The 23,868-nt window shown below is 73.3% G+C and carries 20 protein-coding genes and 2 pseudogenes; 15 read left to right on the top strand and 7 right to left on the bottom strand.

Features of this window, described 5'->3' with window-relative positions:
- Window positions 1-219 precede the first annotated feature (219 nt).
- Window positions 220-732, top strand: a complete 513-nt coding sequence (msrA, locus tag ACSU53_RS00915) for a peptide-methionine (S)-S-oxide reductase MsrA (protein ID WP_437024257.1) — start codon at window positions 220-222, stop codon at window positions 730-732.
- Window positions 733-829: 97 nt separating this feature from the next.
- On the opposite strand, the gene ACSU53_RS00910 is transcribed toward msrA, so the two are convergent.
- Window positions 830-1,306: a carboxymuconolactone decarboxylase family protein gene (locus ACSU53_RS00910; RefSeq protein WP_437024255.1), complete on the bottom strand. Its 477-nt coding sequence runs from the start codon at window positions 1,304-1,306 to the stop codon at window positions 830-832.
- Window positions 1,307-1,570: 264 nt separating this feature from the next.
- Between ACSU53_RS00910 and ACSU53_RS00905 the strand changes: the two genes are divergently transcribed.
- Entirely contained in the window at window positions 1,571-1,762 is a 192-nt protein-coding gene (locus ACSU53_RS00905; RefSeq protein WP_437032957.1) for a hypothetical protein, read from the top strand.
- A 130-nt stretch (window positions 1,763-1,892) separates the two neighbouring features.
- On the opposite strand, the gene ACSU53_RS00900 is transcribed toward ACSU53_RS00905, so the two are convergent.
- Window positions 1,893-2,387, bottom strand: coding sequence for a DUF5949 family protein (locus tag ACSU53_RS00900; RefSeq protein ID WP_437024253.1), 495 nt, complete (start codon window positions 2,385-2,387; stop codon window positions 1,893-1,895).
- Window positions 2,388-2,634: 247 nt separating this feature from the next.
- Here ACSU53_RS00900 and ACSU53_RS00895 point away from each other — a divergent pair, with 247 nt between their 5' ends.
- The 3 genes from ACSU53_RS00895 to ACSU53_RS00885 are packed head-to-tail and all read left to right on the top strand — an operon-like array spanning window position 2,635 to window position 6,531.
- Window positions 2,635-3,486 (top strand): ABC transporter ATP-binding protein, encoded by an 852-nt coding sequence (locus ACSU53_RS00895; protein ID WP_437024251.1) that lies wholly within the window; start codon window positions 2,635-2,637, stop codon window positions 3,484-3,486.
- Window positions 3,483-4,460, top strand: coding sequence for an ABC transporter substrate-binding protein (locus ACSU53_RS00890; RefSeq protein ID WP_437024249.1), 978 nt, complete (start codon window positions 3,483-3,485; stop codon window positions 4,458-4,460). Before ACSU53_RS00895 ends, ACSU53_RS00890 begins: the two co-directional genes overlap by 4 nt.
- A gap of 4 nt (window positions 4,461-4,464) precedes the next feature.
- Window positions 4,465-6,531: an iron ABC transporter permease gene (locus ACSU53_RS00885; RefSeq protein WP_437024247.1), complete on the top strand. Its 2,067-nt coding sequence runs from the start codon at window positions 4,465-4,467 to the stop codon at window positions 6,529-6,531.
- A gap of 86 nt (window positions 6,532-6,617) precedes the next feature.
- On the opposite strand, the pseudogene ACSU53_RS00880 reads toward ACSU53_RS00885, so the two are convergent.
- Window positions 6,618-7,069 (bottom strand): annotated as a pseudogene (locus ACSU53_RS00880) (phospholipase).
- Window positions 7,070-7,952: 883 nt separating this feature from the next.
- On the opposite strand from ACSU53_RS00880, the pseudogene ACSU53_RS00875 reads away from it, so the two are divergent.
- From ACSU53_RS00875 to ACSU53_RS00865, 3 genes and pseudogenes are all read left to right on the top strand, one after another.
- Window positions 7,953-8,672 (top strand): annotated as a pseudogene (locus ACSU53_RS00875) (vWA domain-containing protein); the annotation flags it as partial.
- A gap of 340 nt (window positions 8,673-9,012) precedes the next feature.
- The gene (locus tag ACSU53_RS00870; RefSeq protein WP_437024245.1) at window positions 9,013-10,638 is read left to right on the top strand and encodes an MFS transporter; all 1,626 of its coding nucleotides are present in this window, start codon (window positions 9,013-9,015) and stop codon (window positions 10,636-10,638) included.
- A gap of 278 nt (window positions 10,639-10,916) precedes the next feature.
- Complete coding sequence (locus ACSU53_RS00865) at window positions 10,917-12,014, top strand: glycoside hydrolase family 5 protein (protein WP_437024243.1); 1,098 nt, start codon at window positions 10,917-10,919, stop codon at window positions 12,012-12,014.
- Between the two features lie 81 nt (window positions 12,015-12,095).
- Here the strand turns inward: ACSU53_RS00865 and ACSU53_RS00860 are convergent, their stop codons facing one another.
- The gene (locus ACSU53_RS00860) at window positions 12,096-12,752 is read right to left on the bottom strand and encodes a CBS domain-containing protein (protein ID WP_437024241.1); all 657 of its coding nucleotides are present in this window, start codon (window positions 12,750-12,752) and stop codon (window positions 12,096-12,098) included.
- A gap of 162 nt (window positions 12,753-12,914) precedes the next feature.
- Complete coding sequence (locus ACSU53_RS00855) at window positions 12,915-14,351, bottom strand: cellulose binding domain-containing protein (RefSeq protein WP_437024239.1); 1,437 nt, start codon at window positions 14,349-14,351, stop codon at window positions 12,915-12,917.
- 524 nt (window positions 14,352-14,875) lie between these two features.
- On the opposite strand from ACSU53_RS00855, the gene ACSU53_RS00850 reads away from it, so the two are divergent.
- The 6 genes from ACSU53_RS00850 to ACSU53_RS00825 all read left to right on the top strand — a co-directional run bounded on the left by ACSU53_RS00850 (window position 14,876) and on the right by ACSU53_RS00825 (window position 20,837).
- The gene (locus ACSU53_RS00850) at window positions 14,876-15,727 is read left to right on the top strand and encodes a GntR family transcriptional regulator (protein WP_437024237.1); all 852 of its coding nucleotides are present in this window, start codon (window positions 14,876-14,878) and stop codon (window positions 15,725-15,727) included.
- 371 nt (window positions 15,728-16,098) lie between these two features.
- A complete protein-coding gene (locus ACSU53_RS00845; protein WP_437024235.1) occupies window positions 16,099-17,328 on the top strand; it encodes a glycoside hydrolase family 64 protein in 1,230 nt (409 codons plus the stop codon).
- Window positions 17,329-17,394: 66 nt separating this feature from the next.
- Complete coding sequence (locus ACSU53_RS00840) at window positions 17,395-18,507, top strand: AI-2E family transporter (RefSeq protein WP_437024233.1); 1,113 nt, start codon at window positions 17,395-17,397, stop codon at window positions 18,505-18,507.
- 255 nt (window positions 18,508-18,762) lie between these two features.
- On the top strand, window positions 18,763-19,752 hold the full coding sequence (locus ACSU53_RS00835) for a sporulation protein (protein WP_437024231.1): 990 nt from the start codon (window positions 18,763-18,765) through the stop codon (window positions 19,750-19,752).
- Between the two features lie 125 nt (window positions 19,753-19,877).
- Entirely contained in the window at window positions 19,878-20,453 is a 576-nt protein-coding gene (locus ACSU53_RS00830) for a TerD family protein (RefSeq protein ID WP_362096847.1), read from the top strand.
- A gap of 120 nt (window positions 20,454-20,573) precedes the next feature.
- Window positions 20,574-20,837, top strand: a complete 264-nt coding sequence (locus tag ACSU53_RS00825) for a GlsB/YeaQ/YmgE family stress response membrane protein (protein ID WP_031102066.1) — start codon at window positions 20,574-20,576, stop codon at window positions 20,835-20,837.
- A 281-nt stretch (window positions 20,838-21,118) separates the two neighbouring features.
- Here ACSU53_RS00825 and ACSU53_RS00820 read toward each other — a convergent pair whose 3' ends face one another.
- Together ACSU53_RS00820 and ACSU53_RS00815 are read right to left on the bottom strand one after the other, a co-directional pair.
- A complete protein-coding gene (locus ACSU53_RS00820; protein WP_437024228.1) occupies window positions 21,119-21,484 on the bottom strand; it encodes an ArsR/SmtB family transcription factor in 366 nt (121 codons plus the stop codon).
- A gap of 194 nt (window positions 21,485-21,678) precedes the next feature.
- Entirely contained in the window at window positions 21,679-22,053 is a 375-nt protein-coding gene (locus ACSU53_RS00815) for a hypothetical protein (protein ID WP_362096841.1), read from the bottom strand.
- A gap of 475 nt (window positions 22,054-22,528) precedes the next feature.
- Between ACSU53_RS00815 and ACSU53_RS00810 the strand changes: the two genes are divergently transcribed.
- Entirely contained in the window at window positions 22,529-23,734 is a 1,206-nt protein-coding gene (locus ACSU53_RS00810) for a S8 family peptidase (protein ID WP_437024226.1), read from the top strand.
- Window positions 23,735-23,868: the final 134 nt, after the last annotated feature.

The following is a 23,868-nucleotide window of genomic DNA, read 5'->3' as shown; positions in this document are numbered from 1 at the left end:
GGCCGCGCCCGGCGGCACCCGTCGCACCGGGGGAAGGCGCCCCCGGTGGCAGGCGTGAGGCGCGCCCGCGCGCGGGGCGGGCCGGGCCCGCCGGCCACGTGGCCGGGGGCACCCGGAACAATCGGCTGCCGGAAGCGGTTGTCATCGCTGAACGAAACGGCTGTCCGCCGGGCCCGCGCCCGGCGGAGCCGCCGCCGACGCGGGAGAAGGGCACAACGAATGACGAGGACCGAGGAGAAGGCGCTGCTCGCGGGCGGCTGCTTCTGGGGCATGCAGGAACTGATCCGCACGTTCCCGGGGGTCCTGAGCACGCGCGTGGGCTACAGCGGCGGCGACGTGCCGAACGCCACCTACCGCGACCACGGGACGCACGCCGAGTCGATCGAGATCACCTACGACCCCGCCGTGACGGACTACCGCACGATCCTGGAGTACTTCTTCCAGATCCACGACCCGTCCACCAGGAACCGGCAGGGCAACGACATCGGGACCAGCTACCGCTCGGCCATCTTCTACTTCGACGACGAGCAGAAGCGCATCGCCGAGGACACGATCGCCGACGTCGACGCGTCCGGGCTGTGGCCGGGCAAGGTGGTCACCGAGGTCGCGCCGGCGGGCCCCTTCTGGGAGGCAGAGCCCGAGCACCAGGACTACCTGCAGCGCTACCCGGACGGCTACACCTGCCACTTCGTGCGGCCCGGCTGGCGCCTGCCGAAGCGCGCGGCGTCCTGAGCCGCCGTCACACCGCACCCACCACAGGGGCACGCCCGTCGCGGGCGCGCCCCTGTGCCGTTGCGGTCCCCGTCCCGGGGGCCGGGTCCCGGGACGGTCAGCCGAACTGGCCCGGCGTGTAGCCGCCCGCGGGCTGCCGGTTGATGACGTTGATGCGGTTGTAGGCGTTGATGACCGCGATGAGGGACATCAGCGCGACCAGCTGGTCCTCGTCGTAGTGCTCGGCCACCCTCGCCCACGTCGCGTCCGTCACGCCCCCGGCCGCGTCGGCGATCCGGGTGGCCTCCTCGGTGAGTTCCAGGGCCGCGCGCTCGGCCTCGGTGAAGACGGTGGCCTCCCGCCAGGCGGCCACCAGGTGGAGCCGCTGGTGCGTCTCCCCGGCGGCGACCGCGTCCTTGGTGTGCATGTCGGTGCAGAATCCGCAGCCGTTGATCTGGCTGGCCCGGATCTTCACCAGCTCCTGGGTGGCCGTCGGCAGCCCCGACCGGGACAGCACCCCGCCGGCCGCGTTGATGTGCTTGAGTACCTTGGCCGCGAGGGCGTTGCCGAAGAAGTCGACACGGGCATCCGTCATGATCTCTCCTGGGTCGTTCGTCATGGGGTACACACCACTGACGGAGCGGCTCGGTGCCGTGTGACAGGGAGAGGATGTGGCGTGCGTCACCAGGCCGACGGGAGCGTGGTCCGGCTCCGGGAGCGGGACGTGCGGGACGTGCCGGGGGAGCCCGGGGAGCCGGGGGAGAGGGACGGGGACGTCCGGGAGGAAGGGCGGGACGGCATGGGCCGGCGGGGGAGCGGAGCATCGGCGGACGGGCCCCGGGAGTGCGACTGGACGGCCATGACGCCGGGCGACTTCGACCGGGAGGCCCCGCTGTGCCTGAACGTCGGCACCGGCCCCGTCGTGGTGCCGGCCGAGCCCGACGAGTACGGCACGGCCCCGCTGTTCGGCCGGGAGGCGCCGGAGCAGCGCCCCGGCCCGCGCCGTGCGCCGCGCCCGCCGGCCCCCGGTCAACAGGGCCGGCTGTTCTGACCGCCCGCCGCCGGCCGCCCGCCGTCCGGCGGGCGGCGGCACGGGAGGGCCCGGCGGGCGGCGCGTCAGGGCCCGGGGCCGGGTGTCCAGGAGCTGACGTTCCCTCACCGGCCCTGCCCACAGGGCGGGTTCAGCCGGTGCGCAGACTCCGCACCGGCAGCAGCACGTGCGCGGCCGAGGTCAGGGTCTCCTCGTCGGAGGTGAACGCGTCCAGCGTCGTGAGATCGCCCGGCTCCACTCCTTGCGGCCACGGACGGGTGGCGAACAGCAGGTACACATAGCGGCGTTCGTCGGCCGCGGCCACCCACTTCGGCGGCGGGACGAACTGTGCGTTGAGGCCCGGCATGGTCAGGGAGGCGGCACCCGGCACCACCAGGACGCCGGCCGACTCGCCCGACTGTCCGCTGGCGTCGACGAGGCCGCCGCCCACGGAGAGTCCGGCCGCCCGCAGCAGCTGCCGCACGGCGTCGGCGCCCGCCTCGGGGCCGTTCGCCCCGTCACCGAGCGAGCAGGCGAGCAGGAAGGGGATGTCGCCGTCGGGGGTCTCCCGGCGCCAGGCCATCACGACCAGGGAGCCCAGGTCGGCGGCGCGCCACGGCTGAGTTTCGGTTGAGGTGGAGGTCACCGCGGCACCGTACCGACGCGGGGGCGCCGGGCCCGGGTCCCCGTCACCCGGATGGACGATCCGCCGTGCGGTTCCCACACGTACGAGGGAAGCGACCCGTGGGCCGTGCCCTCCGGGGGCTCGGCGCCCGTGCCGGAGCGGGTCCGAGGCCCCCGGGACCCCAGCGGAAGCGTCGGTCCGGGTGTCCCCGCCGACCCCGCAGGTCACCGGTGCATAACGCCGACTAAGGGTAGGCTAACCTTGCTCCGTGAAACCTGGTGAAGAGGTGTCCCCGGGCCCGCGTGGCCATGAACTGACCGCCGAGGGCGTGACGGTGGCCTACGACGGTGTGGACGTCGTGCACGACGCCGCGCTGGCCCTGCGGCCCGGCGAGGTGACCGTCCTCGTCGGCCCCAACGGCAGCGGCAAGTCGACCCTGTTGCGCACCGTCGCCCGGCTGCAGCGGCCCCGCAGCGCCACGCTCACCCTCGACTCCACCACCGACGCCCTGGCGCTCGGCCCCCGTCAGTTCTCCCGGCACGTCGCCCTGTTGCTCCAGGGACGCCCCACGCCCAGCGGGCTCACCGTGCGCGACGTGGTCGAGTTCGGCCGCTACCCCTACCGCGGCCGGTGGGGCGGGACCGACCCCGGCGGCCGGGAGGCCGTGGATCGCGCCCTCGCCATGACGGGGGTCGCCGAACTGGCCGAGCGGGGCGCCGAACACCTCTCCGGCGGGCAGCTCCAGCGGGTCTGGCTGGCCGGCTGCCTCGCGCAGGAGACCGGCGTCCTCCTCCTCGACGAACCCACCACCTACCTCGACCTGCGGTACCAGGTCGAACTCCTCGACCTCGTCCGCGACCTGGCGGACGACCACGGCATCGCCGTCGGTGTCGTGCTGCACGACCTCGACCAGGCGGCCGCGGTGGCGGACCGGATCGTGCTGCTCGCCGGGGGGCGGGTCGTCTGCGAGGGCCTCCCCGAGGAGGTCCTGACCCCGGACCGGCTGACCGACGTCTACGGCATCCGGATCGAGGTCGCCACCGACCCCATGACCGGCAGGCTGCGCACCCGCGCGATAGGCCGCCACCACACCCGAGAAAGGCTCACCACCCCCTCATGAACCGCCTCCTGCGCACGCTGCCCGCCGTCACCGCCGCGGCCCTCCTGCTGGCCGCCTGCGGCACCACCGAGCCGGCCGCGAAGGACTCCGGAAAGTCCTCCGACGCCATCACCCTCACCGACGCCTCCGGCGCGAAGGTGGAACTCGACGGCCCCGCCGAGAAGGTCGTGGGCACCGAGTGGAACGTCGTCGAGAGCCTCGTCTCGCTCGGCGTCGACCCCGTCGGCGTGGCCGACGTCAAGGGCTACCGGGCCTGGGACACCGCCGTCCCGCTCACCAACGAGCCGAAGGACATCGGTACCCGGGGCGAGCCCAGCATGGACACCATCGCCTCGCTGAAGCCGGACCTCATCGTCGCCACCAGCGACCTCCCGCCGGCCGCCGTGAAGCAGCTCCGCGAGGTCGCCCCGGTCCTGGCGGTGAAGTCCGCCGACGGCGCCGGCCAGATCGACCAGATGCTCGAGAACGTGGACCTCATCGCCGAGGCCACCGGCACCACCGACAGGGCGGCCGCGCTCAGGAAGGACTTCGAGGCCACGCTGGACGAGGGCAGGAAGACCCTCGCCGACGCCGGTCTCGACGGCGAGGGCATCGCGTTCGCCGACGGCTACGTGACCTCCAACCAGGTCTCCGTCCGCCCGTACACCGGCACGTCCCTCATCGGCGAGGTCAACGAGCGGCTCGGCCTGAGGAACGCCTGGAAGCAGAAGGGCGACGAGGCCTACGGCCTGGCCGCCACCGACGTCGAGGGCCTGACCGGCCTCGGTGAGGTCCAGTTCGCCTACATCGGCAGTGACAAGGACCCCAACAGCGACCCCTTCGGCAAGCAGCTCGCCAAGAACTCCGTGTGGAAGTCGCTGCCGTTCGTGAAGTCCGGTGACGTCCACCGCCTGCCCGACGGCATCTGGATGTTCGGTGGCCCCGGCTCGATGCAGGCCTACGTCGACGCCCTCGTCGCGGCCCTGACGAAGTAGCGCGATGGCCGTCACCGCCACCACCCCCTCCGCCCGTCCGGAGACCGCCGCCTCCCGGACGGGCGCGGCCGCGGTGACGACCGCGTTCGTGCTCCTGGTCGCGGCCCTGGCCGTCGTCGACATCACCCAGGGCACGGCCGCGGTCGGCCCGGCCGAGGTCCTCAAGGCCCTCACGGGACGGGCGGACCCGGCCGACGCGTCCGTCGTCGTCGCCTCCCGGCTGCCCCGCATGACCGCGGGGCTGCTGGTCGGCGCGGCGCTCGGCATGGCGGGCGCCGCGCTGCAGGCCGTCAGCCGCAACGTGCTCGCCTCCCCCGACACCCTGGCGGTCAACGCCGGTTCCTACGCCGCGCTCGGCGTCGCCGCCGTCACCGGCGTGTCGCTGCCGCTGCTCGCCTCCTCCGGCGTCGCCTTCGCCGGAGGACTGGCTGCGGCGGCCGTGGTGCTCGGGCTGTCGGGCCTCGGCGCCGGCACCGTCCGCCTCGTGCTCGCCGGCACGGCCCTCGCCCTCGGCCTGACGGCGGTCACCGAGGGCCTGCTGCTGCTCTTCCCGGAGCAGACCGAGGGCCTCTACCAGTGGAACCAGGGCAGCATCGCGCAGAACGGCTTCGACGGCGTGGTGCAGATGCTCCCCGTCGTCGTCGTGGGACTCGCCGGGCTCCTGCTCGTCGCCCGCCGGGTCGACGCCCTCGCCCTCGGCGAGGACACGGCCCGCGGCATCGGCGTGCCGGTGCGCTCGACGCGGATCACCACGGTCGTCCTGGCGACCCTGCTCTCCGCGGCGGCCGTCACCCTGGCCGGGCCCATCGGCTTCGTCGGTCTGTGCGCCCCCGCGATCGTCCGGCTGCTCGCCCGGCGGCTGCGCGGAGCGCTCCGGCTGCGGACCGCCGTGCCGCTCGCCGGACTCGCCGGGGCCACGCTGGTCCTCGGCGCGGACGTGCTGCTGCGGACCTTCGTGTCCGCGGAGCGGTCGGTCGCGGTGCCCACCGGCGTGGTCACCAGCATCGTCGGCGCGGTCTTCCTGGTCGCCATGGCCGCCCGGCTGCGCGACACCGCGGGCGCCGCCGCCGTGGACACGCTGCGCATCCGCAGCCGCGCCGTCTTCCTCGTCACCCTCGGCGTGCTGGTCACGGTGCTGGTCGGCGTCACCATCGCCGCCGTGCTGGTCGGTGACAGCAAGCTGCTGCTGGGCGACGTCGTCAACTGGGCGCAGGGCAGGGCGGGCCGCACCGTCAGCTTCGTCCTGGACACCCGTGTCCCCCGGGTGCTCGCGGCGCTCCTCGCCGGGGCCGCGCTCGCCCTGGCCGGCACTCTGGTCCAGGCCGTCACCCGCAACCCGCTGGCCGAACCGGCGGTGCTGGGCGTCTCCGGCGGCGGTGCGCTCGGCGCGGTGATCCTGGTGACGACCGTGCCGGTGGCCGGCTCCTGGAGCGTGGCCGGTGCCGCGTTCACCGGGTCGGCCGTCACCGCGGCCGTCGTCTTCGGACTGGCGGCGCGCGGCGGCTTCCGGCAGAACCGGCTGGTGCTCGTCGGCGTCGGGGTCGCGGCCGGGACCACGGCGCTGATCAGCCTGCTGATCGTGCTGACCGACCCGTTCAACGCCACCAAGGCCCTGACCTGGCTGTCCGGTTCGACCTACGGCCGGACCCTGCCCGACGTGCTGCCGCTCGCCGCCGTGCTGGCGGCCGGCGTCGTGCTGACGGCGGTGCGCCACCGGGAGCTCGACCTGGTGTCCCTCGACGAGGACACCCCCCGGCTGCTCGGACTGCGCCTGGCCCGCGGACGGCTGGGCTTCCTCGTGCTGAGCGTGCTGCTCACCGCGACCGCGGTCGCCGCGGCGGGCACCATCGGGTTCGTCGGACTGGTCGCGCCGCACGCGGCCCGCGCCCTCGTCGGGCGCCGGCACACCCGGGTGCTGCCGGTCGCGCTGCTGCTGGGCGCCGTCCTGGTCTGCACGGCCGACCTGCTGGGCCGCACGGTCATCGCCCCGGCCCAGCTCGGCGCGGGACTGATGACCGCCGTCATCGGCACGCCGTACTTCCTCCACGTGCTGGTGCGCGCCCGGAGGTAGCCGTCGGGTTCCCGGGGCCGCCGGCGGGTCCGGGCGGCGCCGCTCCAGTGGGGTGAGCGGCGACGCCCGGCCGCCGGACCGGCGGGTCAGCCGAGGGCCCGCACGGCCTGGGAGTAGGTCCACGCGGTGCTGTTGCACGCGGTTCGGTGGCCCCGCCGTGCCCGGCGCAGACCCGTTCGAGGTCCTCGTGGAAGGCGTTGTCGAGGCGTGACTTGTGGGCGGAGAAGGTGCCCATGGCCTTGTAGTTGCGGTAGCCGAAGTCGTGGCGGGCGCAGGAGGCGGAGAACGGGAAGCCGAACGGGTTGTCGGGGGAGGAGGAGCAGTGGTCGGTGGACCAGTCGAATCCGTAGGCGGCCCAGGCCGCCCGGTCGGTCCGGGCCGCGTTCCAGCTCTGCTGACTCGACGCGCCGGTCTGCGTCCACCCCGACAGGACCCGCGCCTTGTCGGCCGGGGCGGCGTGGGCGGCGGTCGCGGTGCCCAGGGCGGTCACGACGGCCAGGACCGGAGCGGCGAGCACGGTGGCGAGTCTTCGGCGCATCCCACACCTCCACGGGGTGCGGACCCGGCCATCGCGCCCGCAGGTGCATGACAAGTGGATGCCCGCCGGAGCGCCTCGCCCAACCTCGAACAGCTGACGCAGTGTCAGATGGCCTCCCGTGCGGGGCTGGTGAGACGGGCCCGGAGAAAAATGCGCTGACGGTCCGCCGGCCGCGTGGCTATGCTCGCCGCGATGACGACTCACTGTGCACACAGATGGGGGGTCCCGTCCGCGCAAGGTGAGTGCTGATGCACCCGCCGACCGCCCACGGGGGCACCCTGCCGCCCTTCTGGCCGCGCGTGCGTGCCTACGCCGTGCCGCCCGCCATGATCGAGACGGCGACCGCCCGCCGCCGCGCGGGCGATTGGGCCGGCGCCTGCGCCGCCGCCGCCCGCGTCGACGCCGACCTCCGCCCACGGGACCTGGCCCGCACCCACGGCCGCGACCTCGCCGACCGGGTCCGCGCGGACCTCGCCCGCCTCGCCCCCGACCTGCTGCGCCGGCACCTGCCGAGGATCGCCCCCGACGGCCTCCTGCGCCCGGGCCTGACCATCCCCCTCGCCCGCTACGACCACCCTGGGGACGGCGGCGGCCCCGCCCCGGTCCACCTGGTCGTGCGGACCCCGCCCGCCCGCGCCGACGGCGGACAGCGGATCGCCCTCACCCTCTGGGACGGCGACCGCCTCCGCCACGGCGCCCGGACCCACCCGCATCCGCGCCCCTCCCGGCGCTTCCGCCTGGACCTGCACCGGCACCTGTGGGACGCCGACCGCAGCGGCGAGCTGCGGACCCGGGCCGGCACCGGCCGCCCGGACCCCCTGCTCGACGGGCAGCACCTGCTCCCGCCCGGGCACCGCTTCGCCGTCGACCGGTGGGCCGACGAGGCCCGGACCGTGCTCCGCGACGCCGGACACGACGGCGTGCCGTCCGCTTCCGGTGTCGCCCGGGGCATCACCGCCCGGCCGGGCGACACGCCGAGGAGCTGGCGGAGGTGGGCCGAGGAGGTCGTCCATCCGCCTCAGCCCTGGCGGGAGTTGCTCGGTTCGGCGCTGCGCGCCGCGGTCTCCGGCTCCGGCGCGGGCGAGGACTACAGCTACGGGCGGCCCTCGCGCCGCTCGTCCTCGGTCCCCGGCGCCGTGCTGCCGAGTCTGCGGCGCACCCCGCCGCGGGTGTCGGTGGTCATCGACACCTCCGGGTCGGTCAGCGACGGCGAACTGGGCAGCGCACTGCTGGAGGTGGCGGCCATCTCCCGTGCCGTGGGCGGCCGTCGGGATCTGTCACGGTGGTGCCCTGCGACGCGGCCGCCGGCCGGGTGCACCGGATGTGCCGGGCCGAGGGCATCCCGCTCACCGGCGGCGGGGGGACGGATCTGCGGGCGGGCTTCTCCCGGGCGCTGGCCGCACGGCCCCGGCCCGACGTCGTGGTCGTCCTCACGGACGGACAGACACCGTGGCCGGCGACCCGGCCACCGTGCCGGACGGTGGTGGGTCTCTTCCCCCGCGACCGGCCGCCCCGGGACGAGGACGACCCCGAGTACGTTCCCGACGGCCCGCCCGCATGGGCGCGCGTGGTGACGATCGGGCCCGGGCCCGCCGCGCGGTGAGGACGGCGGACCTCCGCGACGACGGGGCCCGCGCGGGCCCTGCACGGGCCCGTCACCCGGCCGGCGGATGCCGTCGTGCGGCGCCGTCCCGCGCATGGCTACGGTCGTACCGGACGCGCCCCCGGATCTCCGTCCGGGGGCCGTGCGTTGGTGGTCCAAGGCAAGACGCTCCGCCGCCCGCGGGGAGATGCAGGTGCAAGGCCTGCCCAACGCTCCGACCCCCCATCCCCGGTGACGCCCGGGGCCCGGCAGGCGCCTGCCGGGCCCCGGGCGTCGGGGCTGGTCAGTGGGGTGCCGCGCACCGGATGCGACGTCACCCGTTCCGACGCAGACTGGTCGAATGAAGGTCCAGCACTCGGGACGCGAGGGGACCGTTTCGTCCCCGCACGGGCGGGCCCGGCAGAACGTGGCCCTGGCGGCCATGCTGTTCGCGGTCGCCATGACGTTCATCGACCAGACCATCGTGTCCATCGCCGCCCCGGACATCGACCGTGAACTGGGGCTCTCGACCTCGGGTATGCAATGGGTGGTGAACGCCTACCTGTTGTCGCTGGCGGCGTTCTTCGCCCTGGGCGGCCGGCTGACGGACATCCTCGGCGCCCGGCGCGTGGTCGTCGCCGGGACGGTCGTGTTCGTCGTCTCGTCCGTGCTGTGCGGCTGCGTGCCCCGGGGGGACTTCGCGCAGACCTGGCTCATCGTCTTCCGCGCCACCCAGGGACTGGGCGCCGCCCTGCTCTTCCCGGCGGCGCTCGCCGTGGTGGTCGCCGTGTTCCCGGTCGAGCGGCGGGGCAGGGCGCTGGCCCTGTTCTTCGGTCTGTCGGGCGCGCTGACCGCCGTCGGCCCGCTGCTGGGCGGCTGGCTCACCGCGTGGACGTGGCGGGCCATCTTCTGGGTCAACGTCCCGGTCGCGATCGTGGCCCTGGTCCTGACGGCCACGGCCCACATCACCGACCGGCGGCGCGACGAACGGCTGGACGTCGGCGGAGCCGCCCTCATCGCGCTGGGCATGGGGCTGAGCGTCCTCGGCTTCCAGCAGGCGTACTCCTGGGGCTGGGACAGCGTGGCGACCTGGGCGTGCATCGCCGGCGGGCTCGCCGTCCTCGCGCTGTTCGTCCGTCACGAACGGGGGCAGCGCCATCCGCTGATCAACCTGTCGGTGTTCCGGGACCGGGCGTTCACGGTGGACTCGGTGGTGCTCTTCTTCGCGATGCTCGCCTTCGTCCCCCTGTTCTTCTTCGCCTCCGTCTACGCCCAGGTGTCGCTGAGCGCCTCGCCCAACCAGGCCGCCCTGTTCCTGCTGTACTTCTTCGCCGGTTTCGCCGTCGCCTCGCAGTGGGGCGGCCGGATCCTCGACAAGCGCGGCGCGCGCCCCGCCCTCAAACTCGGCACGGTGCTCGGCGCCGTCGGCTTCGCCCTGTGGGCCGGTGAGCTGACGAACCTGTCGATGCACGACCAGTGGCCCTACGCGGCCCTCTCGGGCGCGGGCATCGGCTTCCTCCTCGCCCCGGCCTCCACGGACGCCGTCAACCGCTCCATCGGTGCCTCCTACGGGGAGGTCACCGGCATCACGCAGACGGTGCGCAACTACGCGGCCAGCGTCGGCCTGGCCGTCTTCGGGACGATGCTCGCCCACGCCACCACCGACAAGGTGGTGGGCACCCTGACGTCCCACGGCATCCCGGACGAGGAGGCCCGCGGCGTCGCACGGAGCGTCACCGAGGCGGTCACGGGCCACTCCGACGACCGCGTCCCCGAAGGGGGCGGCAGGGCCGCCGAGTCCATGCGGGAGACGATGTCCGCGATCCGCATGGACTTCGCCGAGGCCAACCAGTGGGTGTTCTACGGCATGGCCGTCGCCCTCGGCATCGCCTTCCTGTTCTCCCTGCGCCATCCGGGCGGCCGGGTGACCGAGTCCCCGCCCCAGACCTCCAGCGACGCGCCCGCGTCCACCGCCGGCCCGCGCTGAGCCGGGCCTCGCCACGCGCACCACACACGCGCCCCTCCGTGCCCGCGCACGGCTCTGCGCATGCGCGCGCGGGCACGCCTCCCGCTTCCCGTAGGCCACCGCTTCCACCGCGCACGCCCCGCCATAGGCGCAACCCCTCCTTCGGGGTCCCTGCGTCCTGGGTCGTACGGTCATTCGTCCGGCGTCCGTCCGGAACCTTGCCATCCGGTCTCCGCTCCGGTTCCATCCTGTCAGGAAAGTTTCCTAACCTACCTCCACGGGCGAACGGAGACCCCCCCATGAGACCGGCACGATCGCACCCCCGCACGGCCACGCTCGCGGCCGCCCTCGGCAGTGCCCTGCTCCTCACCCTCGCCACCGCTGCCCCCGCCGCCGGCGACCGCGCCCCGGCCGCCGCCCCCACCGCGGCCGAGGCCACCGCCGACCCGCCCCCGGGCACCCCCGTCGCCGTCAACGGACAACTCGAGGTCTGCGGCACCCGGCTGTGCAACGAGCACGGCAACCCGGTCCAGCTGCGCGGCATGAGCTCGCACGGCACCCAGTGGTACGCCCAGTGCCTGACCGACGGCTCCCTCGACGCCCTGGCCGGGGACTGGAAGGCCGACGTCCTGCGGGTGTCGACCTACGTCCAGGAGGGCGGCTACGAGACGAACCCCCGGCACTTCACCGACCTGGCGAACTCCCTGATCCAGCAGGCCACCGACCGCGGCATGTACGTGATCGTCGACTGGCACATGCTGGATCCCGGTGACCCCATGGTGAACCTCGACCACGCCCGCCGCTTCTTCACCGACATCGCCCGGAGCAACCAGGGGAAGAACAACATCCTGTACGAGATCGCCAACGAGCCGAACGAGGTGAGCTGGTCCCGCATCAAGAGCTACGCGGAGCAGATCATCCCCGTGATCCGGGGCGTCGACGCCGACGCGCCCGTCCTCGTGGGCACCCGGGGCTGGTCCTCGCTCGGCGTCTCCGACGGGTCCGACGAGTCGGAGGTCGTCGCCGACCCGGTCGACGCCTCGAACATCATGTACACGTTCCACTTCTACGCGGCCACCCACGGTGACGCCTACCTGTCGGCCCTCTCCCGCGCCGCCGACCGCATCCCGGTCTTCGTCACGGAGTTCGGCACCCAGAACAGTGCCGGCGAGGGAGCCGACGACTTCGCCCGGTCCCGGCGCTACCTGGACCTGATGGCGGCCAAGAAGATCGGCTGGGTCAACTGGAACTTCTCCGACGACCACCGCTCGGGTGCCGTCTTCACCCCCGGCACCTGCGCCGCCGACGGTCCCTGGACCGGCACCGCGTCGCTGAAGCCCGCCGGGGCCTGGATCCGCGACCACCTCAGGACGCCGGACGACTTCCCGGTGCACTGAACCCCGCCCGGCCCGGGTGCGCCCGGGCCCCGAGCGGCCTCCGCCCGTCCGGACCGTCCGTCCGGGCGGGCGGTACCGCCGTCAGACGGTCACCGGGCCGTCGGAGTCGTCCGGCACGGGCCGGAACTCCACCTCCACGACCCCGTCGACCTCCCGGCACAGCTCCAGCAGCTTCACCGGGGCGGCGCCGGAGGAGAGCCGCCCGGTGAGGACCACGAACCCGTGCGAGACGGTGACCTGGACCGCGGACGGCGGCTCGCCCAGCGACTTCACCAGCACGTCCTCGACGATCTCCGTCCGGATCGCCTGGTCCTTGCGCACGAACACGCGCAGCAGGTCGCTCCGGCTGACCACCCCGGTCAGCCGTCCGTCCGCACCGACCACGAGGAGCCGCTTGACACCGTGCTGGGCCATGACCCGGGCGGCGTCGACGACACTCCATTCCTCCTCGGCGCAGAGGGGCGGCGAGGTCATCAGCCCGGCCGCGTCGACGGCCCACGCCTTCGTGGGCCGGGACGCCGGCACCGGGTCCCCGACGTCACCTTCCTGGCGGCCCCACATCTTGTGCAGCAGGTCCGCCTCGGACACCACACCCACCGGGCGGTCCTCGGCGTCCACGACGGGCACGGCGGTGATGTCGTACTCGAGCAGCAGGTGCGCGATCTCCTTGAACGGCGTGCCGGCCTGGATCCGCACGACCGCGTCGCTCATGACGTCGCGCACCTTCCGGTGGTTCATCGCGGCGCTTCCTCCTCGCTCCGGCGCACGGCCCACGCTCGCGACGGCCGGTGTGCGCGGGCGGCCGTCACCAACATCATTGTCCGCCATGACCTGCGGAAGCGGCGACACAGCGGCCGGTGACGGGCGGGCGGGAGCGTGGCGGAAGGCCGGGGAGCCGGGTTAGGAGGCGGGCACGTCGTCCTCGAAGGAGGTGCCCGCGGCGCGGTAGGCGCCGACCCGTTCCGCCACCTGGCCCGGTGTCAGCACCCGGTCCTTGACGTGCAGGACGTAGTCCACCTGCTGGTCGTAGGCGCGCGGCGTGGTCGAGGTCTGGCCGTCGAGGTCGATCAGCCACTGGTTGAAGTTGATCGACATGGGACGCTCGGGCAGGTACGCGGCGTCGTGCGTGCCGAACAGCTGCCCGTCGACGTAGTAGGTGATGGCCCGGTCGTCGATGGTCACCACGAGGTCGTGCCAGCCGGCGAAGCTCCGCCGGCTCTCGGTGTGCTGGTTGTCCGCCTCCCAGGGGTCGGGACGGTAGGTCTCCCACGAGGTCGTGTACAGGATGTTCGACGGTTCGCCCCAGCCGCCGTTCGGCAGGTACTCGAAGTCGTACTCCGCGTAGTCGTCGGCCATCGGTGCGGTGAGGTCGTTGATCGTGAAGAAGGTCTGCACGACGTGGTCGCCGTCGGGCCCGTGGACCGGCGTGTCGGAGAACCGCACCCGGGCGGCGTAGGTGCCGTTCTTGAACTTCGTGGCCCGGGTGAGGACTTCGGTGTGGACGGTGGAGGCGCCGGTGCCCGCGCTGGAGGTGCGCAGGTTCATCACGGAGGTGCCGCCCGAGGAGGCGAAGGTGACCCGGGAGGGGTCCCAGGTGGCTCCCGGCACTCCGGGACCGCCCGCCTCGGAGCGCACGCGCCAGCCGTGGGCGGTCAGGGCCGGGTCGGTGTGCGAGGCGTAGTCGAAGTCGTCGAACAGGGCCTGGCCGCCGCCCGGCGGGTCGGCCGGGTCGGTCGGGTCCGTGGGGTCGCCCGGGTCCTCGCCGCCGGGCGCCGTGCCCCACACGGTCTCCCCGTCGATACGGGCGGTGACCCGGTCCCAGTCGGCGTACGCGGTCCGGTCCCCGGCGAACGAGTGGTCGTCGCTCTGCCGCAGCGGCTGCCACGACGACCGGTGGAAGCGGAGCTGCAGGTCGCCGGTGTCCTCCCCGGGCGCCAGGGATCCGGCCGCGGCCGTGAAGCCGATCTCCAGGTAGCGGTCCGCCGTCGCGGTGGGCCGCTCCGGCGTCCCGAAGGTGCCCGTCACCGCGGCACAGCCCCGGACGGCCCAGGAGCAGGCGAACCGGTAGGCGGCGTCCGGCGCGTCCGCCGAGAAGTAGTAGCGGACCTTCACCCGGCTCAGCGGGATCGGCGCGGACCCGGTGTTGCGGACCTTCAGCCAGGGCTCGCTCTGATCGGCGGTCGCTCCGGTGGCGCTCGTGCGGTACTGGACGGCGAGGGCGCCGTCGGCGGCCGGTGCGGCGGTGGCGGGCACGGCCGCGAGGGCCGGGCCCGCCAGGAGCGCGGCGGCGGCGAGGACCGCGCGGGCGCGGCGCGAGGCGGGGGGACGGGTGCTCATCCGTGGTCCTTTCGGAAGTCCCGCGCGGTGGCGGGCGTGGGGGCGTGGGGGAGTGGGGGGAGTGGAGCACGGCGCGCGGGCGGGGCCGGCGGGTGGGGCGGCCGATGTCCGTGGACGGGCGTCCGGTGCCGGTGGGGCGACACCGCCGTGTCGGCGGGACACCGGACGGGAGCGGGGCGGGCGCACGCGGGTTCCGGCGGATTCCGGTGCTCCCGGGCCGTCGGAGGCTCACGGCGGCGTCGGGAGGCGGCGGAACCCTTGGGAATCACTGACCAGTTACCCGCCGGCGCCTTACCAGTGGTGCCGCTCCGAACGTGGCACGGGTGTCGGCGCCCGTCAACCCTTTGCGGTGCAAGTTCTGTGCCAATGCGGGGTGTTGACTGGTGGTTGGATTACTCGGTCGGTCCCATGTGACGGCTCCCCCCGGAGGGTTACCAGTTAAGGTGAGCGGGCATACCAGTGCCCGTCGGTGACGGTGATGGTGACTGTGTCGGTGACGTACAACGGACGAACGGGGGAGCCGTATGGAGATCGACGCCGCCGTCTCGGGCGCGGTGCTCAAACGGGAGCGGGTCCGGGACGCGATCCTGGAACTGATCGAGGCGCGACGGCCCGGCGACGCCATCCCGTCAGAACGGGCGCTGTGCTCCCGGCTCGGGGTGTCGCGGCCCACGGTGCGGGCCGCGGTGGACGAACTGGTCGTCGCCGGACTGCTGGTGCGCGAGCACGGCCGGGGCATGTTCGTCGCCGACGAGAAGATCACTCAGGAACTGGTCCCGGACCGGGATTCCTTCAGCCTGCCCCGCGCGGCCGGCCGGTGGACCAGCAGGCTGATGGAGCTGCGCACCCTGCCGGCCGGGGCGCGGGTGGGGCGCAGACTGCGCCTGTCGCCCGCGGCGGAGATCCGGTACGCGGCCCGGCTCCGGCTGGTCGACGGTTCACCCATGGCCATCGAGTACCTCCACGTCCCGGCCGCGCTGGTGCCCGGCCTGACCGGCCAGGAACTGGAACAGGGCGATCTGTACGAGCACTTCCGCGACCGCCACGGCGTGCAGGTCGGCGAGGCGGTGCAGTCGATCGAGCCGACCGTGCTGACCCGCGCCGAGGCCGGCCTGCTCGACGTGCCCGAACTGTCCCCGGCCCTGCTCTTCGAGCGCCTGACCACCGACACCGCCGGACGGCCCGTCGAATACGTCCGCTCCCTCTACCGCGGGGACCGCTACCGCATCGTCTCCCGCCTCGCCGTCGGCCCCCGCCCCGCGGCAGCCCAGGCACCGCCGGAAGGGCAGCACCACCCCGGCATTCCGCCGGGGGACTTCGCGGCCGGGGGCCCGGTCAGCTTCTCCACGCGCGGTGAGGTGCAGCGGGGTTCCTGACCGGGGCCGACGCGCGCCCCGGCGGCCTCTCCCGCCGCGGCCGGCGCCGCGCCCCGGCCCCGCGCCCCAACTCAACCAAATGCGCCGGTGAGCGGCACCACCGGGTTGCTGCCGGAAGGCGGCCGAAGTGCCGCGCCGGCCCCGCGTGGCCCACCGCTCCTCACAGCGCACCGCTCCCGCGCCCGTCCGGCCGTCGTCCGGTCCCTGACCTTGTCCCCGGCCCTCTCCCCGGTACTCACTCGAGCCCCGGTGGGCGCTCCCGACTCCCCGGAACCTCGCCCTCCGCAATGCATTGACAGGTTCCTGCCACAGCGCGACGCTGAGAGCGCTCTCAGGAAGTCGAATCGGCAACTGTCGAACGGAGAAGCACCATGCTGCGCACTCTCGGACGGCGGACCCTGGCCACGGGCCTGACGCTCGCCACCCTGCTCGCCGGCTCACTCGTCGCCACCGCCCCGGCGGCCCCCGCCCGGGCCGCCACGCCCGCACCGGAGGCCGCGGTCCCGGCGACGATCCCCCTGACCATCACCAACAACTCGGGCCGCGCGGACCGGGTGTTCCTCTACAACCTCGGCACCCAGCTGTCGACCGGCCGGCAGGGCTGGGCCGACGCCAACGGCACCTTCCACCCGTGGCCCCCGGGCGGCAACCCGCCCACACCCGCCCCGGACGCCGCGATACCGGGCCCCGCGGCAGGACAGTCCACGACCATCCAGGTGCCCAGGTTCTCCGGGCGCATCTACTTCTCCTACGGCCGGAAACTGGACTTCCGACTGACCACCGGGGGACTGGTCCAGCCCGCCGTGCAGAACCCCGCCGACCCCAACCGCGACATCCTCTTCAACTGGTCGGAGTACACGCTCAACGACGACGGCCTGTGGCTCAACAGCACCCAGGTCGACATGTTCTCCGCGCCCTACACCGTGGGCCTCCAGCGCGCCGACGGAACCTCGGTGAGCGCCGGGAAACTGAGGCCGGGCGGGTACCGGGGCTTCTTCGACGCCCTCCGGGGACAACCGGGCGGCTGGGCCGGCCTGATCCAGACCCGGCCGGACGGCACCGTACTGCGCGCGCTGTCCCCGCTGTACGGAGTGGGGACCGGCGCGCTGCCCGCGACGGTCATGGACGACTACATCGACCGCGTCTGGCAGAAGTACACGACCTCGACCCTGACCGTCACCCCCTTCGCCGACCGGCCCGGCATCCGCTACTCCGGACGCGTCGTGGGCGGCGTCCTGCGCTTCACCGACACCTCCGGCGCGGTCGTCACCAGCTTCGAGAAGCCCGACGCCTCCTCCGTCTTCGGCTGCCACCGCCGGCTCGACGCGCCCAACGACCAGGTGCGCGGCCCGATCTCCCGCACCCTGTGCGCCGGTTTCAACCGCACCACCCTGCTGGTCAACTCCCAACAGCCCGACACCGGTTCGGCCGCGTTCTACCGGGACCCGGTCGTCACCAACCACTACGCCCGCGTGGTGCACGCGCAGATGGCCGACGGCAAGGCGTACGCCTTCGCCTTCGACGACGTCGGCCACCACGAGTCCCTCGTCCACGACGGCGCACCGCGCCAGGCCCGGTTGTCGCTGGAGCCCCTCGACTGACACGGCAGCCGGTCACATCCGCCCTGGGCCGCGGCGGGGCAACGGGAGCCCCATAAGGTGAAGCCCATGTCTGCCACGTTGAGTTCGAGGAGAGCGCGCGCCGCGCTCCACACCTCGGCGCGTATCTCCGGTGAACTGCTCCTCGTGCTGCTGATGGCCGCGGTGGTGCTCTGGCTCCTGGGCCGGATGTGGCCGGTGGTCTGGCCCCTCATCGTGGGCCTGCTCCTCACCACGCTGACCTGGCCCCCGACCCGGGCCCTGCGCAACCACGGTCTGCGCCCCGCCGTGGCCGCGTCGGTGGTGACCGTGCTGTTCCTGGCGGTCGCCGCCGGCACCGTGGCGCTGATCGCCGTGCCGGTCGCCTCCCAGTCCGGGCAGCTGACCGACGGGGTCATCGCGGGCATCGACCGGCTGCGCGACTGGGCCGCCGGGCCCCCGCTGAACATCGGGGACGACCAGATCGCCGAGGCGTTCGACGCGGCGACCGCGCGCGTCCAGGACAGCGCGGGGACCATCGCCGGCACCGTCGTCACCGGCGTGAGCACCGTGTTCAGCGGCGTGGTCACCGCCGTCCTCGCCCTGTTCCTGATGTTCTTCTTCCTCAAGGACGGGCCGCGTTTCCTGCCGTGGCTGTCCCGTCAGCTCCCCGGCCGGCTCGCGGTGCACGTCCCGGTGACGGTCGGCCGATGCTGGGACACGCTCGGCGCCTTCGTGCGCTCCCAGGCCCTGGTCGGTCTGATCGACGCCGTGCTCATCGGCCTGGGACTGTGGATCCTCGGCGTCCCGCTGGTGCTCCCGCTGGCCGTGCTCACCTTCGTGTCCGCGTTCGTGCCCATCGTGGGTGCCCTGTTCGCCGGGTTCGTCGCGGTGCTCATCGCGCTGGTGTCGAACGGCCTGATGGACGCGCTGATCGTGCTGGCCATCATCGTGGGCGTGCAGCAACTGGAGGGCAACGTGTTCCAGCCCATGATCCAGAGCCGCGGCCTCGGCCTGCACGCGGCGGTCGTCCTCCTGGCGGTGACGCTGGGCGGCAGCCTGGCCGGCATCGTGGGCAGTCTGCTCGCCGTACCGGTCGCCGCGTTGATCGCCGTCGTCTGGAACCACCTGCGCGAACAACTCGTCCTGCCGCCGGACGAATCCGACGACGGCCGGCGGCCGGAGCCCGCTCCGGGCGCCTGACCCGGGGGAAGCGGGTCCGGCCGCGGTGCCTCGGGCCGGCGGTGGCCGGCCGTCCCCGACGCCGCCACGAGCTGTCCGGCACCGGGCACGGTCGTGCCGCGCCCGGCAGACGGTTTTCGGCCGTTCCCGTGGCGGCCGCCCCGACCTGCGCTTTCGCCGACTTCCACGGCTCTATGCTCTACGCGTTTGTAGAGGGCCCGCCCCGGTGGAGCGGGCCTCTCGTGGCACACACACGCGTAAGGAGTGGACGCCATCATGGTGTTCAAGCGACTGCTCGGCTCCCTCGGAGTCGGCGGCCCCACCGTCGACACGGTCCTCGACCCGGCTCCCGTCCGTCCCGGCGGCACCCTCACCGGGCAGGTCGGGCTGCAGGGCGGCACCGCCGCCTTCGACATCGAGCACATCACCCTGGAACTGGTGGCCCGGGTCGAGGCCGAGCACGAGCAGGGGGAGAGCGACGCGGTGGTCGCCTTCGAGCGGTTCACCGTCGGCGGCGGCTTCCGCCTCGCCGAGGGGGAGCGGCGGGACGTGCCGTTCGCCGTGACCCTGCCCTGGGAGACACCCGTCACCGAACTGCACGGGCAGCCCCTGGGCATCGTGCTCGGCGTGCGCACCGAACTGGCGGTGGCCGGAGCCCGGGACAAGGGCGACCTCGACGCCCTGACGGTGGCTCCGCTGCCCGTCCAGGAGACGGTCCTGGAGGCGCTGGGGCAGCTCGGCTTCGGCTTCCGCTCCGCCGACCTGGAATACGGGCGGATCGGCGGCACGGGGCAGCAGCTGCCCTTCTACCAGGAGATCGAACTCACCCCGGCACCGCAGTACGCCCACCAGGTCAACGAGATCGAGGTGACCTTCCTGGCGCACCCCGGCGGCATGGAGGTGGTCCTGGAGGCCGACAAGCGCGGAGGGCTGTTCTCCGGCGGGCACGACGCCGTCACCCGCTTCACCGTCACCCACGACGGTCCCGCCGTCCCGGTCGCGGAGGTCGACGGCTGGATCCGCCACCTGGTGGAGCACCGGGCGTCCTACGGTCCCCAGGGTGCGTACGGCCACGGCGACGCGTACGGCGGGCACGGCCACGAGGCAGGCCACCGCTCCGGACCGGGTCTGGGCACGGCGGTCGCCGCGGGTGCGGCGGGTCTCGCGGTCGGAGTGGCCGGCGGCCTCGTGGCGGCCGAAGTCGTCGACGAGGTGGGGGACTTCTTCGAGGGCGACGAGGGGGACGAGGAGGAGGACGAGGGCTGAGCGTGCCCGGCGGGGAGGGGCGGCCCGGGGCCACCCCTCCGTTCGTTTCTACAGTGCTGTAGATTCGATGTACGGGGCCGCGCACGCAGGGGTCCCGACCGCGCACGCCGAGAAGGAGTCACACCGTGGGAGTTTCCCTGTCCAAGGGCGGCAACGTCTCGCTGAGCAAGGAGGCGCCGGGGCTGACCGCCATTCTGGTCGGCCTGGGCTGGGACGTCCGCACCACGACCGGCACGGACTACGACCTGGACGCCTCCGCGCTGCTCCTGGACGCCTCCGGCAAGGTGCCGTCCGACCAGCACTTCGTCTTCTACAACAACCTGCGCAGTCCGGACGGCTCGGTCGAGCACACCGGTGACAACCTCACCGGTGAGGGCGAGGGCGACGACGAGTCCGTCAAGGTGAACCTGGCCGGTGTCCCCGCCGGGATCGACCGGATCGTCTTCCCCGTGTCCATCCACGACGCCGAGAACCGGGGCCAGAGCTTCGGCCAGGTCCGCAACGCCTTCATCCGGGTGGTGAACCAGGCCGACGGTGCCGAGATCGCGCGCTACGACCTGTCGGAGGACGCGGCCACCGAGACCGCGATGATCTTCGGCGAGCTCTACCGGCACGGCTCCGAGTGGAAGTTCCGCGCCGTCGGACAGGGATACGCCTCCGGACTGGCGGGCATCGCCGCCGACTTCGGCGTCAACGTCTGACCTCGCCGCCCTCGCCGCGATCCGCAGCTGCCCGGCGGTCCCGGGCGGCTGCCGGGACTGCCGGGCCGCGGAGCGGGCACCCGGAGGAAGACACCAACGACTGAGGGGTGACGGACGCTCATGGAGATCTCAGGCGTCATCAGCGCCATCGTCATCGGCATCGTGATCGGGGTGCTCGGCCGGCTCGTCGTCCCCGGGCGGCAGCGGATCGGAGTCCTGTGGACCATCCTGATCGGCATCGTCGCCGCGTTCATCGGAACCGGCATCGCCTCCGGCCTCGGAGTCGCCGACACCAAGGGCGTCGACTGGGTCGAGTGGCTGATCCAGATCGCCCTGGCCGCGCTCGGCGTGGCCGCGGTCAGCCGGATCAAGCTGCGCGGCTGATCGGACCGCGCGACTGAGCTGGCGGCACCGCCGACCGAGCCGCACGGCTGAGCGAGCGGCACCGCTGACCGAGCCGCACGGACGAACGAACGGCGCCGCTGACCGAGCCACACGGACGATCAAGCCGTGCGGCCGACCCGCCGACCCCTCCGACCGAGCCGGGGCCGGCCGTCCGGTCCCGTGCCCGGTCGGCGCGGGCACGCGCGCCGTCGCTTCCGGGGCACCACCCTCGCGGCACCACCCGGCGTCCCGGGAGCCGTTCGCCTGCCCGCGCCCCCGCCTCACCGCCCCGGGGGCGGCCCGGCCGACACCGGTGGTGTGTCGCTCTGCCGGAGTTCGGCGAGGAGTTCGCTCTGGCCCGCCAGCAGTTCCGTCAGGATCCGGCGGGCCGCCCGCAGCAGCTCGGCGACGTCGCCGCCGGCGAGGGCGTAGCGGACCGTGGAGCCCTCGCGCACCGACACCACGATGCCGGAGCGGCGCAGCACGGCCAGTTGCTGCGACAGGCTCGACGGCTCGATGTCGATGTCGGCGAGCAGGTCCCGCACCGGGACCGGCCCGTGCTGCAGCAGTTCCAGCACTCTGATCCGCACCGGATGTCCGAGCATGCGGAAGAACTCCGCCTTGGCCTGATAGAGGGGGACCTGCATGCTGCGCTCTCCCTGCCGCATCGGGGTGTCCGCCGTCGCGGGGCGGCGCCCGGCCGCGCCGCCCCGCCGTGTTGGTTGCAAGCCGATCCTTCTCGCCCGGGGCCGCGCACATCCACGGATTGGGATCATCTTGATGTGGTGACTTGAAGAAGTCTTCACATCATGGGCGTGCGTCGGCCCGGGCCCCGGGGCGGTCAGACTTCCAGCTGCTCCTCGATCCGCTTGAGCTGGTGACGGGCCATCGCCAGGTTCGACCGGGACTTGTCGAGCACCACGTACAGGAAGAGCCCGTTGCCCGACCGTCCGGTGACCAGCCGGATGAGGTGGTACTGGCCGCCGAGGGTGATGAGGATGTCCTCGATCTGCCCGGTCAGGCCCAACAGTTCCATGGTGCGCACCTTGGCCCTGATCACGTCCGTGTTGCCGGCCGCCGCGACCGTGAGGTCCAGGTCCTTGCCCCCGCCCAGGGTGCCCAGGGCCATGCCGCTGGAGTAGTCGACGACGGCTGCCCCGAGGCACCCTTCGATGGCGGTCATGATTTCCTTCAGCGACACTTCGACACTCGCCATGGGACCCATCCTCTGCTCGTAGGTGTGACGACAGGAGGCGGACGCCGTGTGGGAACGGCTCTCGCCCTGTCCGGTGCCGGAACGTTAGGCAAGTGACCGGGGCATGTGGGGGCGTCTGACCGGGGCTGATCCGTAGTGATCGAAAGCATGCGCAGGCGAACGCCTGTCTGTCTGACCCGTGCGCGAATTTCTCCGTACGGCTCCCGGAAAACGCCTGCTCCCGTGAGGGTTGGGTGAGGGGATGGTCACACGGTTCCCGCAGCCGCTGGTGCTCGCTTCAACCAAGCCGTTCACCTGCGCCTTCGTCTCGGGGTTGGCTCCGACTTGGGCGGACCTTGTGGAGATGTGACCGGACGTCAATCCGCCCGCTGAACAGCACTATTGATCTGACCGCGACAACTGGCCACGCTTCTCGTCATCCTCCGCGCAACGCCGTGCCGGAGGACATCCCCCCACGACGAGGAGACCCCTCTTCATGTCGCATCAGATGCGTACCGGCGCCCGCAGGATCACCATCGCCACCTTCGTGGCGGCCACCACCACGGCAGCCCTCCTCGGGGCACCGGCCGCCCACGCCGACGCACCCGCCCAGGGCACCGTGTACGGCCTGAACGCCGAGAACGCCGTGACCGGCAGCTACATCGTCCTGCTCGACGAGGACACCACGTCCGCCGCCAAGAAGAACCTGGCGAAGGAGTACGGCGGCACGCTCAGCCGCACCTACGCGGCCGCCGTCGACGGCTTCTCCGCCACCGGCCTCACCGAGACCGAGGCCAAGCGCCTCGCCGCCGACCCCGCCGTCGGCAAGGTCGTCGCCAACCGCACCCTGCACGCCACCGCCACCCAGGACGACCCGCCGTCCTGGGGCCTGGACCGCGTCGACCAGGAGGACACCGCAGGCGACGCCAAGTACACCTACCCCGACCAGGCGGGCGAGGGCGTCACCGCGTACGTCATCGACACCGGTGTCCGCGTCACCCACGAGGACTTCGAGGGCCGCGCCCGCCACGGCTACGACGCCGTCGACGACGACGACACCGCCGACGACGGCAACGGCCACGGCACGCACGTCGCCGCCACCATCGCCGGAGCCGCCCACGGAGTCGCCAAGAAGGCCGACATCGTGGCCGTCAGAGTCCTCGACGACAACGGCTCCGGCACCACCGAGCAGGTCATCGCCGGCATCGACTGGGTCACCGAGAACCACCAGGGACCCTCCGTCGCCAACATGAGCCTCGGCGGCGCCGCCGACCCCGCCCTGGACGCGGCGGTCGCCAAGGCCGTCGCCGCCGGCGTCACCTTCGCGGTCGCCGCCGGCAACGAGTCCGCCGACGCCGGCCAGGGCTCGCCCGCCCGCGTCCCGGAGGCCCTCACGGTCGCCTCCAGCACCAAGGACGACGCCCAGTCCGACTTCTCCAACTACGGCTCCGTCGTCGACCTGTACGCGCCGGGCTCCGACATCACCTCGGCCTGGAACGACAGCGACCAGGGCACCAAGACGATATCCGGTACCTCCATGGCGAGCCCCCACGTCGCCGGCGCGGTCGCCGTGTACCTGGCCGGCCACCCCGACGCCACCCCCGACGCCGTCGCCACCGCACTGACCGACGGAGCCACCGCCGACAAGATCGGCAACCCCGGAGCGGAGACCCCGAACAAGCTCCTGAAGATCACCGAATAGCCCGCCGCCCACTGGGCAGCAGCCCCGGGGGGCCGCGACGGGAACCGATCCCGTCGCGGCCCCCCGCACCGGTTCCGGACGCCCCCGCGGGCGCCCCGCGAACGGTGCGGACGACGAGACCGGCGCCGGTGAGT

Origin of the sequence: Streptomyces sp. enrichment culture (assembly GCF_964273255.1) — a bacterium.
Taxonomy (GTDB): domain Bacteria; phylum Actinomycetota; class Actinomycetes; order Streptomycetales; family Streptomycetaceae; genus Streptomyces.
The sequence above is the reverse complement of the archived record's forward strand: the minus strand, read 5'-3'. Positions and strand labels throughout refer to the sequence as shown.